Consider the following 16,709-nt stretch of genomic DNA (forward strand, 5'->3'; position numbering starts at 1 on the left):
GGGGCGTCATGGCGCCTTTGGGATCGAAACCTGCCCCCCGCCCACCGGCGCGGCAACGCCGGTCGTACCGGGGGCCGAGGTTGTCATCCCCCGCGCCACGCGCACCGCAAGATAGGCAAAAGCCTGCGCCTCCAGCATGTCGCCATTCAGTCCGGTGGCGTCGATGTCCCGGACCGGGACGGAAAGCCGCGCCCGAAGCTCACCCATCAGGGCTTGATTGTGGCGTCCGCCGCCCGTGACCAGCACCTGTTTGGGCGGTGACGGGCAATGCTCCAGACCGCGTGCAACAGCAGCCGCAGCACAGGCGGTCAGGCTGCGCAGGGCATCGGCATCGGACAGATCTGACACCAGTCCCGGAAGGTCAGGAAAATCGTCACGGTCGAGCGATTTGGGCGGCATGCGATGGAAATAGGGATGGGTCAGGAACCTGTCGACCATCGCCTGATCGGCCACACCCGAGGCGGCCAGTTCCCCCCCTTCGTCCCGGGCAGCATCGCGCCGGGCTTGTATCAGGTCGTCCAGCGGCGCATTGGCCGGGCCGGTGTCGAAGGCCAGGCAGGCCCCCACCGCATCCGGCCGCTCAATCCGTGGGTCGACCCATGTGACATTGCCAACGCCCCCCAAATTCAGAAAAACCAAGGGCGCGTCAGCCCCGATGAACCGCGCGCAGGCATGGTGAAAGAATGGTGCAAGTGGCGCACCTTCGCCCCCCAAACCCACATCCGCGCTGCGAAAATCCCAGACCACCGGTAGGCTCAGCGCCTGCGACAGCGCCTGTCCGTCGCCCGCCTGATGGGTGCCCCGCCCGCGCGGGTCATGGGCGAATGTCTGGCCGTGAAAACCCAGAAGCTCCGGGGTCGGGTCGGTCTGCATTAGCTCGGCAATGGCCGCATGATGCACGGTTTCGACAATCTGCGCGGCGGCGGGGATTTCTGGTGCATCTTGCCATTTTCCCAAAGCACGCCGCAGGGTTTTGCGTTGTGCGGCCGAATAGGGGCGAAATACGGTCGGACCGAACCCCGCGATCACATCGCCATCGGTTTCGATCAGGGCGGCGTCCACCCCATCCAGTGATGTGCCTGACATGCACCCCAGGGCCCAGACCGGCCCTTGCTGCAAGCGGGCCCGCAATGCCCCGTCGGCCCTGGTCTTGTCGATGGCTTTCAACACGCTCTTTTCCTTTTCCCGCCCCGCGTCTATACGGAAGGTTCAAAGATCAGGATGGACCAAAAGAACATGACCTACCACCCGAAATCCGACTTCATGCGTGTGATGATCGAGCGCGGCTTTCTGGCCGATTGCACCGACTATCAGGCGCTGGACGATGCGCTGAACGCGGGGGTGGTTTCCGCCTATATCGGTTATGACGCGACGGCGCAGTCGCTGCATGTGGGGCATCTGATGAACATCATGGTGCTGAGGTGGTTGCAGAAATGCGGCCACAAGCCGATCACCCTGATGGGTGGCGGCACCACCAAGGTGGGCGATCCCTCGTTCCGGTCGGACGAGCGCCCGCTGTTGGGCCCGGAACAGATCGAGGCCAACATCGCCGGCATGCAGCAGGTGTTCGCCAAGTTCCTGCGTTATGGCGACGGAGCCAGCGATGCGATCATGCTGAACAACGCCCAGTGGCTCGACGGGCTGAATTACCTCGATTTCCTGCGCGACATCGGGCGGCATTTCTCGGTCAACCGGATGTTGTCGTTCGAAAGCGTGAAGTCGCGGCTGGACCGCGAACAATCGCTGTCGTTTCTCGAGTTCAACTACATGATCCTGCAAGCCTATGATTTTCTTGAGCTGAACCGCCGCTATGGCTGCCTGTTGCAGATGGGTGGGTCGGACCAATGGGGCAATATCGTCAACGGTGTCGATCTGACGCGCCGGGTGGCGGAAACCGAGGTCTTCGGCCTGACGACTCCGCTTCTGACCACCTCGGACGGGCGCAAGATGGGCAAAAGCCAGGGCGGCGCGATCTGGCTGAATGGCGATATGCTCAGCCCTTACGAGTTTTGGCAATTCTGGCGCAACACGACCGATGCTGACACGGGCAAGTTCTTGAAAATCTTCACCGAATTGCCGGTCGAGGAATGCGACCGTCTGGGCGCGCTGGAAGGGGCCGAGATCAACGAGGCCAAGATCATTCTGGCCAACGAGGTCACCGGCCTTCTGCACGGTGCGGAGGCTGCCAAGGCTGCCGAAGCCACCGCGCGCGAAGTGTTCGAAAAAGGTGGTGCGGGCGATGACCTGCCCACCCTGACGCTCAACCCCGGAGATCTGGGCGACGGGATGTCGATCGTGCAACTGTTCGTCAAATCCGGTTTGGCAAAGTCCGGCAAGGACGCGAAACGCCTGATTGCCGAGAACGGGGCAAGGGTGAATGACGAAGCGTTGACCGATGCCGGCCGGATGGTTGTTGCAAATGATCTGGATCGGCCAATGAAGCTCTCGGCGGGCAAGAAGCGTCACGCGCTGGTGGTGTTGGCGGGCTGACCCGGACGTCGCCAGCCCTGATACGGGTCGACTTGTCCCACGTATAAGCTCGCGCGGCGCCTACGAGCACGCCCATCAGGTTGCGGAGCGATTTTCTGATTTCGCGCAACTGTGATATTCTGCCCCCATTCAGTTCCGGGGGGGGGGCGGAATGTCGACGTTCGAAACGGTCACAGCCCGTTGGGCATGGGCAGGTGCGCTTGCACTGGCGTTGTATGTCTTTGCCGGGATCGCCACCGCCCAAGACCGCACCACCGAGCCGTTCCTGCGCACCTATGCCGCCGCGCGCGCCGCACCCACCATCGCCGAGGAAGGCGGCTGGCGCACGATCCGGGTGGAATACTGGAGCAAGGCGATCTTTTCTTTCACCTATAATGTCGACAAGGAGATCTGTCAGTTCCTGATCTGGCTGTCGGATGCCGAGGATGATTTTCCCAACAAGATCATTGATTTCGGCTGTGATGGCACACCAGACCGGATCAGGACCCTGGCGGACAGGGAATTTCAGAACCGCCCCCTGACCGATTTTGAAACCCGCGTCTATGCCTATTTCCTGCCCCGCGCCGCGGCGAGTTTCGAGGCGGCAAGCCTGATCAAATCCTACAATCCGGAACCGAAACTGGCGCTGGTGCCGGATGCAAAAATCATGCGCGAAAATCGGGAGCTGATGCAGGAAATCGCCAACGCCGCCACAAACAGCACCCTCATGGGCAATCCGGAGCATTCCGAGACCCTGAAACCGAACGACCGTGTGTTCAGGATCTTCGTCAACAACGGGGCCAAGAATGGCGGGGCGACGCTGACATTCTTTGCGGAAAAGGCATCGGGACGGTCGCTGCGATCCTGCAGCATTGATTACGAAGATCCGACCAATGACGTGGTTTTTCTGGACAGAGCCTGTGACAGCGTTTTCGAATATGCGTCCGATAATGGCAAGGGTCGGAAGCTGGCCGTCGCGGGGATGGAGGGCGTGATCAAGGGCGTATTGCTGGATGTCGCGCGGTTTGCACGGGTGGCAAACACCTATTTCAGCCTGAATTGAACTGAGCCCGACCTCTGCAAGTCCTGGGTTTGGCGGTCGGTGGCTCACGTTGTGAGCCTGAGGGGCGCTGCCCCTACGGTCCAAATCGTGGATTTGGACCTCCCCCGGGATATTTGAGGCCAGAAGAAATACGCAATCCGTCAAGGGGTGGTCCTGGTGAATTGCCGTTCGTGAAGGGGGCCGTTAGGCTGGCGCAAAAGACAGGACTGCTGTGCCATGACTTCGAATAACCCGCTTCTTGCTTCTACAATCGCCCCTCCGGTGATGGAGGCGCGTCGTTGGATCGCGGGCAAGGCGTTTGGTGCGGATCGACCGCTGATCAATGTGAGCCAGGCCGCGCCTGTTGATCCGCCGCCCGACCAGATGCGGCAGGCCATGGCCGAGGCGGTGTTGCGGCAGGACGAAGTGCATCTTTATGGCCCTGACCTGGGGTTGCCGGCGTTGCGGACGGCGTTGGCGGACAGCATCACGCGACGTTATCAGGGCCAGGTCAGTGCGAAAAACATCGCGATCACGTCAGGCTGCAATCAGGCGTTTTGCGCCGCGATCGCCACGCTGGCCGCACCGGGGGACGAGGTCATTTTGCCGGTGCCCTGGTATTTCAATCACAAGATGTGGCTGGACATGAACGGGATTGCGACCGTTCCCTTGGCCTGTGGGGATGATCTTGTGCCTGATGCCGGGGATGCCGCAGCCCTGATCACCGCGCGCACCCGTGCCATCGTTCTGGTCACGCCCAACAACCCGACCGGGGTCGAATACCCGCCCACGGTGATTGCGGCCTTTCGTGATCTGGCCCGCCACCACGGGATCACTTTGATCATCGACGAGACCTATCGCGATTTCCATTCCCGCCCTGGCGCGCCGCATGAGCTGTTTGGCGATCCGGATTGGGACGACACGGTCATTCATCTTTACAGTTTTTCGAAGTCGTTTCGTTTGACGGGACATCGGGTGGGCGCGATGGCAACGTCGCCTGCTCGGCTGAGCGAGGTCGAGAAGTTCATCGACACGGTCACCATCTGCCCTGCTCAGCTGGGCCAGCACGCTGCGCTTTGGGGGCTGCGCAATCTGGGCGACTGGCTGGAGGGGGAGCGGCGGAAGATCCTGGTACGGGGCGACGCGATGCGTTCGGGATTTGCGCCCCTGGCCGAACGGGGGTGGCGGCTCAGGGGGTGTGGCGCTTATTTTGCCTATGTGCAGCATCCGTTCGATCTGCCCTCGGACCAACTGGCGCGGGCCTTGGTGGACCAGTGCGCCGTGCTTGCCCTGCCGGGCAGCATGTTTACCCCGGAGGGCGACGCGGCGGGCGCATCGCACCTGCGCATTGCCTTCGCCAATAGTGATGAAAAGGGAATTGCCGAGGTGTTGAAACGGCTGGCGACTGTCCGTCCCTGACGGGGATCGCCATCCGATGCATCGACAGATATTGGCATTCCCGGCTGGCTCACCTAAAACCCTTGCAAACAGGTGGTAAAAGGAACACGCGCATGGCAACCGGCAAAGCATCCCGCACGTTTGGCTGGATCCTGATGGGTCTGGTGATGGTGGGGCTCGTGGGGTTTGGATCGACCAATTTCGGCGGCTCGGTTCGGTCGATTGCGACCGTGGGTGACACCGAGGTGGACGCCAACCGGTATCTGCGCGAACTGCAATCCGAGATGAACGCGTTTCAGGCGGAAACCGGGCAGCGCCTGACGATGGAGATGGCGAAGGGGTTCGGGCTGGATCAGCAGGTGCTGGCGCGCGTGATTGCCACTGCGGCGCTGGAAGATGAAACCGCGCGGATGGGCATTTCGGTGGGGGATGCGCAATTGCGCGACCGGATCGTCGACATTCCGGCCTTCAAGGGGGTTGATGGCAAGTTCGACCGCGAAGGCTATACCTTTGCGCTGGAGCAATCAGGCCTGACCGCGTCGGAGTTTGAGCAAAGCCTGCGCGATGAGGTCAGCCGCCAGATCTTGCAGGCCGCCGTGGTGAACGGGGTGGCGACGCAGCCTGCGTATGTCGACACACTCTATGCCTATGCCCGCGAGGCGCGGGATTTCACCTGGGCCGCGCTTCCGATGGACCAGTTGGAGACGGAGGTGCCGGCCCCGACCGATGACGCGTTGACCGCCTATTATGAAGCGCATCCGCAGGACTTCACCCTGCCGGAAACCAAGGTCATCACCTATGCGTGGATGAACCCGGAGGATGTCATCCCGACAATCGAGGTGGAAGAGGCGCAGATCCGCGCGCTCTATGACGAACGCGCTTCGGAATACCTTGTCCCGGAACGCCGGATGGTCGAGCGTCTGGTCTTCAACAGCAACGACGAGGCCGAAGCCGCGATGGACGCGCTTGCCACCGGCAATCAGACCTTCGAAGGTCTGGTGACCGGGCGAAACCTGCAGCTTTCTGACGTTGATCTGGGCGATGTGTCACAGGACGAGTTGGGGGCTGCGGGGGAAGCAGTGTTCGCGCTGACCGAACCCGGTGATGTGACCGGACCGCAAGACAGCGACCTTGGCCCGGCGATCTATCGCATGAACGCCATCCTTGAGGCGCGCGAAACCAGTTTTGAAGAGGCGCGCGAAGAGCTGCATGGCGAGTTGGCCGCCGATGCGGCGCGCCGCCTGATCGGCGACATGGTGGCCGAGCTTGATGACCAGATGGCCGGGGGGGCCACCATCGAAGAAATCGCGAAAAGCCACAACATGCGCCTTGATACGCTGCGCTGGACCGCTGGCAACAGCGACGGAATTGCCGCCTATGATGCGTTCCGCGAGGCCGCCCAGGCGGTCACCACCGATGATTTCCCCGAAATCACCCTGTTGGAAGATGGCGGTGTCTTTGCGATGCGGCTGGATGAGCTTCAGGCCCCGCGCCTGCAAGATCAGACCGAGGTGGCAGACGCCGTGCGCGCGGGGTGGGAGGCTGAAAAGCGGCTGGAGCTGCTGGCCGAACAGGCGCGCGCGCTGATCCCGGAACTTGAGGGCGAGGCCACCCTGTCGTCGCTTGGGCTGACCGAGGTGGTCGAGGAAGACCTGACGCGCGAAGCCTTTGTCGAAGGCACACCGCCGGGCTTCATGGCTGCCGTCTTTGACATGGCGCCGGGGGATTGGCAGGTGCTTGAGGCTGAGGACCGCGTGATACTGGTGCGGCTGGATGCGATTCAGCCTGCCGATCAGGACAGTGACGAGGCGCGCGAATTGAAGGCCAGCTTTGCCGCCGGCACCGCGCAGGAAATCGCGCTGGACATCGAAAACGCCTTTGCCCGCGCCGTTCAGGCCCGCGCCGGGATTGAACTGAACCGCGCAGTGATCAACGCCGTGAATGCGCAGTTTCAGTAACCCGACCCGCTGACAGGACCGGAAAGGACATTCAATGGCTCTGACCCCCTCGTTCGAGGATTTCGAAGCCGGTTGGCAGGCTGGGCGAAATCAGGTCGTGTACACGCGGCTCGCGGCCGATCTGGACACGCCGGTGAGCCTGATGCTGAAGCTGACCGAGGCGCGGCGCGACAGTTTCATGCTGGAAAGTGTGACGGGTGGCGAGGTGCGCGGGCGCTATTCCATCGTTGGGATGAAACCCGATCTGATCTGGGAATGCCGGGGCGATCAGGCGCGGATCAACCGGCAGGCGCGGTTCGACGCCGAGGCGTTCGAGGACATGGCGGGCGACCCGCTGGACGCGCTCCGCAACGTGTTGGCGGAAAGCCGGATTGACCTGCCTGCCGACCTGCCAGCGGCATCGGCGGGTCTGTTTGGTTATCTGGGTTATGACATGATCCGTCTGGTCGAACACCTTCCCGATGTGAACCCGGATCCGCTAGGGCTGCCGGACGCGATGATGATGCGGCCGTCGGTCGTGGCCGTGCTGGACGGGGTGAAGGGGGACGTGACTTTGGTGTCGCCAGCCTTTGTCGACAGTGGTCTGAGCGCCAAGGCGGCCTATGCGCAAGCGGCCGAGCGGGTGATGGATGCGCTGCGCGATCTGGAGCGCGCTGCCCCGGCCGAGACCCGCAATCTGGGCGAGGCACGCGCATTGGGACCGTTGGTGTCGAACTTTGCCAAGCCCGACTATCTGGCGGCGGTGGAAAAAGCGAAAGACTACATCCGCGCAGGTGATATTTTTCAGGTGGTGCCCAGCCAACGCTGGACCCAGAACTTCCCCCTGCCCCCTTTCGCGCTTTATCGCAGCCTGCGGCGCACCAACCCGTCGCCCTTCATGTTCTATTTCAACTTCGGCGGCTTCCAGGTGGTGGGCGCATCGCCCGAGATTCTGGTGCGCGTCTTTGACCGCGAGGTCACGATCCGCCCGATCGCCGGGACCCGTCCGCGCGGTGCGACGCCCGACGAGGACAAGGCTTATGAGGCGGACCTGATGGCGGACCAGAAAGAGCTGGCCGAACATCTGATGCTTCTGGACCTTGGACGCAACGATGTGGGGCGCGTGGCCAAGATCGGCACGGTGCGCCCGACGGAAGAGTTCATCGTCGAACGCTACAGCCACGTCATGCATATCGTGTCGAATGTGGTGGGCGAGCTGCATGAGGATCAGGATGCGCTGTCGGCGTTTTTCGCCGGGATGCCTGCGGGCACCGTGTCGGGTGCGCCAAAGGTCCGCGCGATGGAGATCATCGACGAGTTGGAGCCCGAAAAACGCGGCGTCTATGGTGGTGGGGTTGGCTATTTCAGCGCAGGTGGCGACATGGACATGTGCATTGCCCTGCGCACCGCCGTGGTGAAGGATGAAACGCTCTATATTCAGGCCGGGGGGGGCGTCGTCTATGACAGCGACCCGGAGGCGGAATATGAAGAGACGGTGAACAAGTCCAAAGCGATCCGGCGGGCCGCGGAAGATGCCGCGATGTTCACGCGGGGCGGCAACGGGTAAAGGGGCGTTGCCCCTCGGCCATGCGGCCTCACCCCAGGATATTTCTGGCCAGAAGAAACCGCGGGATCAGTTGCCCATCATCCATTTTCCGTCCGGCCAGAAGGCGTGGAAAGCAAAGGCGAAGAGCAGATCATGGGGCACATCGCGCCCCTTTGCGTCCTTGACCCGGATCGTGCCCACGTCGCGCCCCTTGGCAATCTGCACCGTGTCGAGCGCCGAGGCCTGACCCGCGGCCCAGCGGATTGTCAGCCCGGCCTCGCGGATCTCGCCCGCCTTGGCCAGGCGTGACACCGGCCAAGCGCGGTCCCCCACGCGAAGAACGCGGGCCAGGGCGGGCACTCCGTGAGGTGGGTTTTCGCCTGTGAAGAACGGATAGGGGCGGTTGCGGCTGTCATAGCCCGTATAGGGGTTTTGCCCATAGGAGCGGCGCGCTTTGGGCTGGTTCATCACCAGGCCTTGCGGGTTGCGCGCGGCAAATTCGGCCCAGCTTTCCATCCAGGCGGGAAGCTGTTTCAACTGCACGCCCGTGTGTTGCCCCACGATCCCTTCGCCGATCGCCTGCTGCCACCAGCTTTCGGTCTGGTGGTCATACATCACCATGTCAGAGTTGCGAAGTTTGCCGGTCACGCCGAAGCTCAGGGTCTGCCCTGCCACGCGACGATCAAACACCATACCCGAGTTGCACAAGGGGCAGAAGGTGACGGCAATCGGCACCCCGCCCACGCGGTCATTCACGATCTCGTGCCATGTCAGGTAGCGCAGGGGATAGGCGCGCGGTTTGGTTCCGGGAAGTTCAACCGTCAGCACGGGTTCGCGCGCGCCCAGGCGGGTTTCATCCGCAACCTTGATGAAGGCCGGATCGCTGAGCGCGGGAATGCCATCGCGCCCGGGGCCACCGGAGAGGATTTCGGACCATTGTTGCACCGAGGTTTCGCCAAAATCCGTTTTGGGAAATTCAGACGCCCAGTCGGCGGGGTCGGCCCGCACCTCATGCACCCACAGACCGAGCGTGATGGCGATCAATGTAACGAGGATACGCATGGGGCCTCTCTTTCCTGGCTGTCCGATGTGATCGTGACAGAGAAAGACGAGGCCCCATAGCCCCCTTCACAGGGGTTTGAGCAAACGTGCGCGGCCTAGTCGGCCACGCGCGCTTCGGTGATCACGTCTGGCTGACTGGTGACGGCGCCATTGGGGCCGTCACCGCGCTTGATGGCGTGCACCACGTCCATCCCTTCGGTGACATGCCCGACGACCGTGTATTTGCCGTCCAGAAAGGGGCCGGGAGCGAACATGATGAAAAACTGGCTGTTGGCCGAATTGGGACTCTGCGCGCGGGCCATGCCCACGACCCCTTCGACGAAGGGTTCGTCCGAAAACTCGGCGGGCAGGTCGGGATAGCTGGACCCACCCATCCCGGCGCGTCCGCCATTGCCATCGGCCTTGCCGAACTCAACATCGCCGGTTTGCGCCATGAACCCGTCGATCACCCTGTGAAACACCACGTTGTCATAGGCACCTTCGCGGGCCAGGGTGACGATCCGTTCCACATGCTGCGGGGCCAGATCCGGGCGCAGGGTGATCACCACCGTGCCCTGTCCCTGCCCGGCGATGGACAGCTCCAGTTTCGGTGCATCGCCAAGCGCGGACAGGTCGGCAGGCGCCGGTTCGCGCGGCCAGAGCGTGTAGATTGCATAGCCCACGACGATGGCAACCCCGGCCAGAAACGCGATCCAGAAGGTCATCTTGTCACGTTTCGTGTGCGTCTCAGACATCTGCCGCCACCTTGACCGAGATCATCACATCGGGGTCTGCCGGCGGCTCGCCCCGTGTGATGGCATCCACATGCTCCATCCCCGAGGTGACGCGGCCATAGACCGTGTATTGCCCGTTCAGGAAGTGGTTATCCTTGAAGTTGATGAAGAACTGGCTGTTGGCCGAGTTGGGGTTTTGCGAGCGTGCCGCCCCCAGCGTGCCACGGTCATGGGGCAGTTTCGAAAACTCTGCCGGCAGGTCAGGAAGCGACGAGCCGCCTGTGCCCGCATGGCGCAGGGTCATCGGATCCTTGCCATTGGCCACATCGCCGGTCTGGGCCATGAAGCCGTCGATCACGCGGTGAAAGACAACGCCGTCATATTCACCGGCGCGCGCCAGTTCCTTCATCCGTTCGCTGTGTTTGGGGGCCACGTCGGGCAGTAGCTCGATCACCACGGTGCCGCCTTTCAGCTCCATCAGAATGGTGTTTTCGGGGTCTTTGTATTCGGCCATCCTGGCCTCCTTCCGGTTCGTCTGTTGGGTCTTTCTTCGCGGGCCAACCTATGCGTCTGCGGAGCAAGATGAAAGAGGCGACAGGTGCATTTTCCTCACCAACCCCGTTGACCCCGACCCGCTTTTGATGTGCAACTTGCCACAAGCTGATGGAGGGACGGATGGCCTGGAAAACACTCGACGATATGGATCTGAACGGCAAGGTTGTGCTGACGCGCGTGGATATCAACGTGCCGGTCGAGGATGGAAAAGTCACTGACGACACCCGCATCCAGCGTATCCTGCCCACATTGCGCGATATTCTGGCGGCGGGTGGCAAACCGGTTCTGCTGGCCCATTTCGGGCGACCCAAGGGGCAGCGCGTGCCGGAGATGTCGCTGTCGGTGGTGCAACCGGCGTTGGAAGCGGCCTTGGGACACCCGGTAAAATTCGCCGAGGACTGCATCGGCGGTCCGGCCAAGAAAGCGGTTGCGGCGTTGCAGAGCGGAGAAGTTCTGCTGTTGGAGAACACGCGTTTTCATGAGGGCGAAACCAAGAATGACGGGTTGTTCGCGGCCTCGCTGGCGGCCCTTGGCAACATCTATTGCAACGATGCGTTTTCAGCAGCGCACCGGGCGCATGCTTCGACCGAGGCCTTGGCGCATCTGTTGCCATCCTGTGCCGGGCGACTGATGCAGGCAGAACTGTCGGCCCTTGAGGCGGCATTGGGCGATCCCGAACGCCCGCTGGTGGCGGTCGTGGGCGGGGCCAAGGTGTCGACCAAGCTGGATCTGCTGGGCAATCTGGTGGGTCGCGTGAACCAATTGATCATTGGCGGCGGCATGGCCAATACCTTCCTGGCCGCACAGGGGATTGATGTGGGCAAATCACTGGCCGAACATGACATGGCCGACACCGCGCGCGAGATTCTGGCCAAGGCCGAGGACGAAGGATGCGAGATCGTCCTGCCTTCGGATGTGGTTGTGGCACGCGAATTTGCGGCGGGTGCAGCGCACGAAACGGTCGCCGCTGATGCCTGCCCTGCAGATGCGATGATCCTGGATGCCGGACCGGACACGGTGGCCCGCATCTGTGAGATATTCGAAGCAGCCAAGACCCTGATCTGGAACGGCCCGCTGGGTGCGTTCGAGATCGAGCCATTTGACGCGGCCACCAATGCCGCTGCAAAGAAAGCCGCCGAACTATCAGCGGCAGGAAAGCTCGTGTCGGTCGCCGGTGGCGGCGACACGGTGGCGGCGTTGAACAAGGCGGATGCGGCCGAGGACTTCACCTATATCTCGACCGCAGGTGGTGCATTTTTGGAATGGATGGAGGGTAAGACGCTGCCCGGTGTGGCGGCGCTTTCTGACTAACCCCTTCATATTACCTTATAAAAGACCCCGCACCGGCGACGGTAGCGGGGTTTTCTTTTATCTGATTTCGCCACTTGACGAGTTCCTGAGTGTTTTAGTAGGTTATGAGCATCAGCCAGTTGCCCAAGCGACCAGCCGGAGAAACAGGGCAGTTTTTGCCCCCCGACAGGAGCGCGACAATGACATTTCCCTGCGAAGGCCCGCAACTAGCCAGAACCGATATCCCACACCCGCTGTCCATCCTGACCGGCCTGACCTTGTTGGCCACCTGGATCGTGACCTGCTTTGAAGGAGACAGACCATGACCGCCCCCCTGCCCGCCTCGGTGTTCGACACGGCCCGCCAGACGCCGCCGCCCAAACATGATGCGCTGGACCTGACCGGATACGGAAAGAAGGCGCAGATCGTGCTGAACGACATGGTCTATACTCTGACGATCACGCGGGCGGGCAAGCTGATCCTGACCAAGTGACCCATGCTGTGGCGCGTGTCTGGCTGCGTTCCCGCCCGACTGATTTCCCCCGCGCCCGGACGGGGGGCAAGACCCACGACCGTTTCATCCGTCTTGCCCCCACTGTTCTTTCCTTCCCCTGCGTTTGGGGTTCTTCTTGCCGTCGTTAGCGCCAGCACAATTGCAAGGGCCGGGCCTGTCGCCTAGAACAAGGGAAACTCACCAGTTCCAGACAGGACCGACATGCCAAACCAAGCACAAATGGATAAGATCAAAGCCAAACAGGGCTTCATCGCCGCACTTGACCAGTCGGGCGGCTCGACCCCGAAGGCGCTGCGCCTTTATGGGATCGAGGAAGACGCCTATTCGAGCGAGGCCGAGATGTTCGACCTGATCCACGCCATGCGCGCTCGGATCGCTCAGGCGCCGGCCTTCAATGGTGACAAGGTGATTGGCGCGATCCTGTTCGAAATGACAATGGACCGCGAGATCGCCGGGAAACCCACCGCGACCTATATGTGGGAAGACCGCGGTGTCGTGCCGTTTCTGAAGGTCGACAAGGGGCTGGCGGATGAAGAGAACGGCGTGCAACTGATGAAACCGATGCCGGATCTCGATGCACTGTGCGACCGCGCCGTGAACGCAGGGGTGTTCGGCACCAAGATGCGCTCGGTCATCAACGCGGCGAATGCAGACGGCATCAACGCCAATGTGGCGCAGCAGTTCGAGGTCGCCAAACAGATCATGGCGCACGGGCTGGTGCCGATCATCGAGCCCGAGATCAACATCTCGATCCCAGACAAGGTGGCGGCGGAAGACCTGTTGCTGGTCGCGCTGCAATCGCAACTGGATGCCCTGTCGGACGATCAGACCGTGATGCTGAAACTGACCCTGCCCGAGACGCCGAACCACTACAAGGCGCTGGTGGATCATCCGCGCGTGGCCGCGGTGGTGGCGTTGTCGGGCGGATACAGCCGGGCCGAGGCCAACGCCCGTCTCAGCCAGAACACCGGCATGATCGCCAGCTTCTCGCGCGCCCTGACCGAAGGGCTGTCCGCGCAGCAATCGGACGAAGAGTTCAACGCCACCATCGCGGATACGATCGACAGCATCTATCAGGCGTCGATCGCGGGCTGATCCCGGTCTTGCACGAACCTGACGCCCGTGGCGCACGCTGCGGGCGTTTTGTGTCGGGTCGGCTATGACAAGCGCCGCACCCCGGGATTTTGCCTTTTGCCTGAAATCCTGCATACTGAATACAGATCAGTTTGCATAAGTTGACAAGTTGAAAGGCGCGCCTCATGGCCAGCACCCTTCTTGGCGGCATCGCGATCAACGAAGTTCTGGTTGACCCCAATGGCGCGAATGATTTTGACACAGACGGCAATGGCGTTGCGCGCGGTGCAGATGAGTTCATAGAGCTGATCAACACCTCTGACGCCGCGATCGACATATCCGGACTTGAGCTCTGGGACCGTGGACGCGACAATTGGTTCACGTTTCCTTCCGGCACCATCCTGGAGCCCGGCGCAGTCGCAGTGGTGGTGCGCAACGTCCAGAATGGCGGCAGCTTGCCTGCTGTGACCGGTGACAATCTGGCTTTCGACGCGAATTACGGCGGCGGCGTGTTCAACAACAACGGCGACAATATTGTCGTCTATGACCCGAACAATGACGAATATATTCAGGCGATCTACAACGGCGACTCGGTCGACGACCCTGTCAACGGCCCGGGATATTCCGGGTTTTCCAGCACCGCCACGCAATCCGGGACAACCGAGGATTGGGGAAACGATCAGGACGGGTTTTCGATCCAGCGGACCTCGGCGGGATTTAACAACTCTTTGACCCCAACACCCGGAACGGACATCGTCTGTTTTGCCTCCGGCACCCTGCTTGAGACCCCGCAAGGCTTCACCCCGATCGCGGCATTGCGCGCAGGCGACCTTGTCAACACGATGGATGATGGCTGGCAGCCCATTCGATGGATTTTCGCCCGGCGCGTCACGCTGGCCGATCTGCACGCGGACCCGAATCTGTTGCCAATTGCGATAAGCGCCAATGGTTTGGGTGACAACCAACCCTCCACGCCGCTATTGATCTCGCGTCAGCATCGCATTCTGATTGAAGGGAAAATCGCCCGATGCATGTTCGGCGCAGAACAGATATTGGCCGCTGCAAAGGATTTGACGGGGTGCGAGGGTATCCGGGTGCACCATCCGGACACAGGCTTTTTCTATTATCACGTCCTGTTGGACAAACACCAAATTCTGAACGCAAACGGGATTGCGGCAGAAAGTCTTTATCTGGGACCCGGCGCGATGACCGCCCTGTCAGGTGATGCGCAAGAGGAGTTGCGGCTTTTGTGCCCACATGGCGGTCTTGGGGTGCCCGCGCTGTCGCAAACACCATCGCGGCCATTGACCCGTGGCGCGCGCGTCAGAACACTGGTGAAACGGCATGTCAGGAACAATCGGGAGCTGCTGGCTGCATTCCGACGGACGCTGACACACGATCGCCATCCGGAAGGTTGATCCAAACGGCCGGTCCCTGTGCCGGCAGTCGGCTTCCCTGCCCATCCACGAAAAAAGCATCTGCTGATTCGATTTGGGATTCACAAGGCGAATCGCCTGTGCCATAGTGTCGGTGCACCATCCGAAAAGAGATGGGCAAGAGGCAGTACATACAGACGGGACACCTATGGGCGCACCTCGTGCACAAGCTGGTTTTGGTGGGGCGATCTACTTCGTGGTGATCGTGGGGCTTGGCCTGTATTTCACCTTTGCCAGCGTGCAGGGCGACTTTGGTCTTTTCCGTCGCGTGCAGATCGAGGCTGAGACGCAATCGCTTTTGAAAGAGCGGGATGCGCTCTCGGCCGAGATTGCCGCGCTGTCCAACAAGACCCGCCGCCTGTCGGACGATTATCTGGACCTCGACCTGCTGGACGAACAGGCCCGGTCCGTACTGGGCATGGTGCGCGCGGACGAGGTTGTCCTGCGCTGACGGCGCGCGGTTTGGCTGCCCCTTCTCACTGCCTACATCACTCATTGCTCTATTGCAGTTGTGCAAACCTGTTCATGCGCATGGCGCAAGGCTGTGAACCTGTCGTCGCGTCAAGTTTTTGTCGACCTGAAAGCATATTTTCTGTATAAGATAGTTTAATACTAAACTACCGCTTCGCATCAGCCGACGCCAGGAGGAGGACGCCATATGGCCGCCCGGAAAAGCGCCCCGAAAAAATCCGCTAAATCAAACACATCGAAGGAAGAGCTGCTTGGCTTCTATCGAGAGATGTTGCTGATCCGTCGATTCGAGGAAAAGGCCGGCCAGCTTTATGGCATGGGTCTGATCGGCGGGTTCTGTCACCTCTATATCGGTCAGGAAGCCGTGGTTGTCGGGCTTGAAGCCGCCGCGAAAGACGGCGACAAGCGTCTGACCTCTTATCGCGACCACGGCCACATGCTGGCCTGCGGGATGGACCCCAAAGGTGTGATGGCCGAGCTGACGGGTCGCGAAGGGGGGTATTCCAAAGGCAAGGGCGGGTCGATGCACATGTTTTCGACCGAAAAGCATTTCTATGGCGGCCACGGCATCGTGGGCGCGCAGGTGCCGATTGGCACCGGGCTGGCCTTCGCCGACAAGTATCTGGAAAATGGCGGCGTGACCTTCACCTATTTCGGTGATGGCGCGGCCAATCAGGGTCAGGTTTACGAAAGCTTCAACATGGCGTCGCTGTGGCAGTTGCCTGTGATCTATGTGGTTGAAAACAACCAATATGCGATGGGCACATCCTTGCAGCGGTCCAGTTCCACCCCCGACATCTATACCCGCGGCGAAGCCTTCGGCATTCCCGGCGAGGCGGTCGATGGGATGGACGTATTGGCGGTGAAAGAAGCCGGTCTGCGCGCCACCGAACACTGCCGGTCAGGCAACGGGCCATATATTCTTGAGATGAAAACCTACCGCTATCGCGGCCACTCCATGTCCGATCCGGCCAAGTATCGCACCCGTGAAGAGGTGCAGAAGATCCGCGAGGAACGCGACGCCATCGAGCATGTGCGCGACTTGATTCTGCAGGGCAAACACGCCTCGGAGGACGAGCTGAAAGCCATCGACAAAGAGATCAAAGGCATCGTGAACGACGCTGCCGAATTCTCGAAGAACAGCCCGGAGCCCGCTCTGGAAGAGCTGTGGACCGACATTTACGCCTGAGACCCGGACAGAG

15 protein-coding genes are annotated in these 16,709 nt (G+C 61.4%); 11 read left to right on the forward strand and 4 right to left on the reverse strand.

Annotation, left to right across the window (positions count from 1 at the left end; all coding sequences use genetic code 11):
- Positions 1-6: 6 nt before the first annotated feature.
- A complete protein-coding gene (locus tag IE188_RS01115; RefSeq protein ID WP_268246014.1) occupies positions 7-1,170 on the reverse strand; it encodes an anhydro-N-acetylmuramic acid kinase in 1,164 nt (387 codons plus the stop codon).
- 66 nt (positions 1,171-1,236) lie between these two features.
- On the opposite strand from IE188_RS01115, the gene tyrS reads away from it, so the two are divergent.
- The 5 genes from tyrS to trpE all read left to right on the forward strand — a co-directional run bounded on the left by tyrS (position 1,237) and on the right by trpE (position 8,413).
- Entirely contained in the window at positions 1,237-2,490 is a 1,254-nt protein-coding gene (gene tyrS / locus IE188_RS01120) for a tyrosine--tRNA ligase (protein ID WP_191285282.1), read from the forward strand.
- 151 nt (positions 2,491-2,641) lie between these two features.
- A complete protein-coding gene (locus tag IE188_RS01125) occupies positions 2,642-3,532 on the forward strand; it encodes a hypothetical protein (RefSeq protein ID WP_191284635.1) in 891 nt (296 codons plus the stop codon).
- Positions 3,533-3,748: 216 nt separating this feature from the next.
- Complete coding sequence (locus tag IE188_RS01130; RefSeq protein WP_191284636.1) at positions 3,749-4,930, forward strand: aminotransferase; 1,182 nt, start codon at positions 3,749-3,751, stop codon at positions 4,928-4,930.
- Between the two features lie 92 nt (positions 4,931-5,022).
- A complete protein-coding gene (locus IE188_RS01135) occupies positions 5,023-6,867 on the forward strand; it encodes a SurA N-terminal domain-containing protein (RefSeq protein ID WP_191284637.1) in 1,845 nt (614 codons plus the stop codon).
- A 34-nt stretch (positions 6,868-6,901) separates the two neighbouring features.
- Complete coding sequence (trpE, locus tag IE188_RS01140) at positions 6,902-8,413, forward strand: anthranilate synthase component I (protein ID WP_191284638.1); 1,512 nt, start codon at positions 6,902-6,904, stop codon at positions 8,411-8,413.
- A gap of 66 nt (positions 8,414-8,479) precedes the next feature.
- Here the strand turns inward: trpE and IE188_RS01145 are convergent, their stop codons facing one another.
- The 3 genes from IE188_RS01145 to IE188_RS01155 form a co-directional block, all read right to left on the reverse strand.
- A complete protein-coding gene (locus tag IE188_RS01145; protein ID WP_191284639.1) occupies positions 8,480-9,454 on the reverse strand; it encodes a DUF3179 domain-containing protein in 975 nt (324 codons plus the stop codon).
- 95 nt (positions 9,455-9,549) lie between these two features.
- Positions 9,550-10,188 carry a peptidylprolyl isomerase gene (locus tag IE188_RS01150; protein ID WP_229836387.1) on the reverse strand — a complete coding sequence of 213 codons (639 nt, stop codon included), beginning with the start codon at positions 10,186-10,188 and terminating at the stop codon, positions 9,550-9,552.
- Positions 10,181-10,681 (reverse strand): peptidylprolyl isomerase, encoded by a 501-nt coding sequence (locus tag IE188_RS01155; RefSeq protein WP_191284640.1) that lies wholly within the window; start codon positions 10,679-10,681, stop codon positions 10,181-10,183. Before IE188_RS01155 ends, IE188_RS01150 begins: the two co-directional genes overlap by 8 nt.
- Positions 10,682-10,842: 161 nt before the next feature.
- On the opposite strand from IE188_RS01155, the gene IE188_RS01160 reads away from it, so the two are divergent.
- The 6 genes from IE188_RS01160 to pdhA all read left to right on the forward strand — a co-directional run bounded on the left by IE188_RS01160 (position 10,843) and on the right by pdhA (position 16,696).
- Positions 10,843-12,033 (forward strand): phosphoglycerate kinase, encoded by a 1,191-nt coding sequence (locus tag IE188_RS01160; RefSeq protein WP_191284641.1) that lies wholly within the window; start codon positions 10,843-10,845, stop codon positions 12,031-12,033.
- Between the two features lie 301 nt (positions 12,034-12,334).
- On the forward strand, positions 12,335-12,505 hold the full coding sequence (hemP, locus tag IE188_RS01165; protein WP_191284642.1) for a hemin uptake protein HemP: 171 nt from the start codon (positions 12,335-12,337) through the stop codon (positions 12,503-12,505).
- Between the two features lie 240 nt (positions 12,506-12,745).
- Positions 12,746-13,621 carry a fructose bisphosphate aldolase gene (locus IE188_RS01170; protein WP_229836389.1) on the forward strand — a complete coding sequence of 292 codons (876 nt, stop codon included), beginning with the start codon at positions 12,746-12,748 and terminating at the stop codon, positions 13,619-13,621.
- Between the two features lie 164 nt (positions 13,622-13,785).
- Entirely contained in the window at positions 13,786-15,018 is a 1,233-nt protein-coding gene (locus IE188_RS01175; protein WP_191284644.1) for a Hint domain-containing protein, read from the forward strand.
- A 166-nt stretch (positions 15,019-15,184) separates the two neighbouring features.
- On the forward strand, positions 15,185-15,487 hold the full coding sequence (locus tag IE188_RS01180; protein WP_191284645.1) for an FtsB family cell division protein: 303 nt from the start codon (positions 15,185-15,187) through the stop codon (positions 15,485-15,487).
- Positions 15,488-15,694: 207 nt separating this feature from the next.
- Positions 15,695-16,696, forward strand: coding sequence for a pyruvate dehydrogenase (acetyl-transferring) E1 component subunit alpha (gene pdhA, locus IE188_RS01185; RefSeq protein WP_191284646.1), 1,002 nt, complete (start codon positions 15,695-15,697; stop codon positions 16,694-16,696).
- Positions 16,697-16,709 lie beyond the last annotated feature (13 nt).

It is taken from the genome of Aliiroseovarius zhejiangensis, from assembly GCF_014656375.1.
GTDB classification, from domain to species: Bacteria; Pseudomonadota; Alphaproteobacteria; order Rhodobacterales; family Rhodobacteraceae; genus Aliiroseovarius; species Aliiroseovarius zhejiangensis.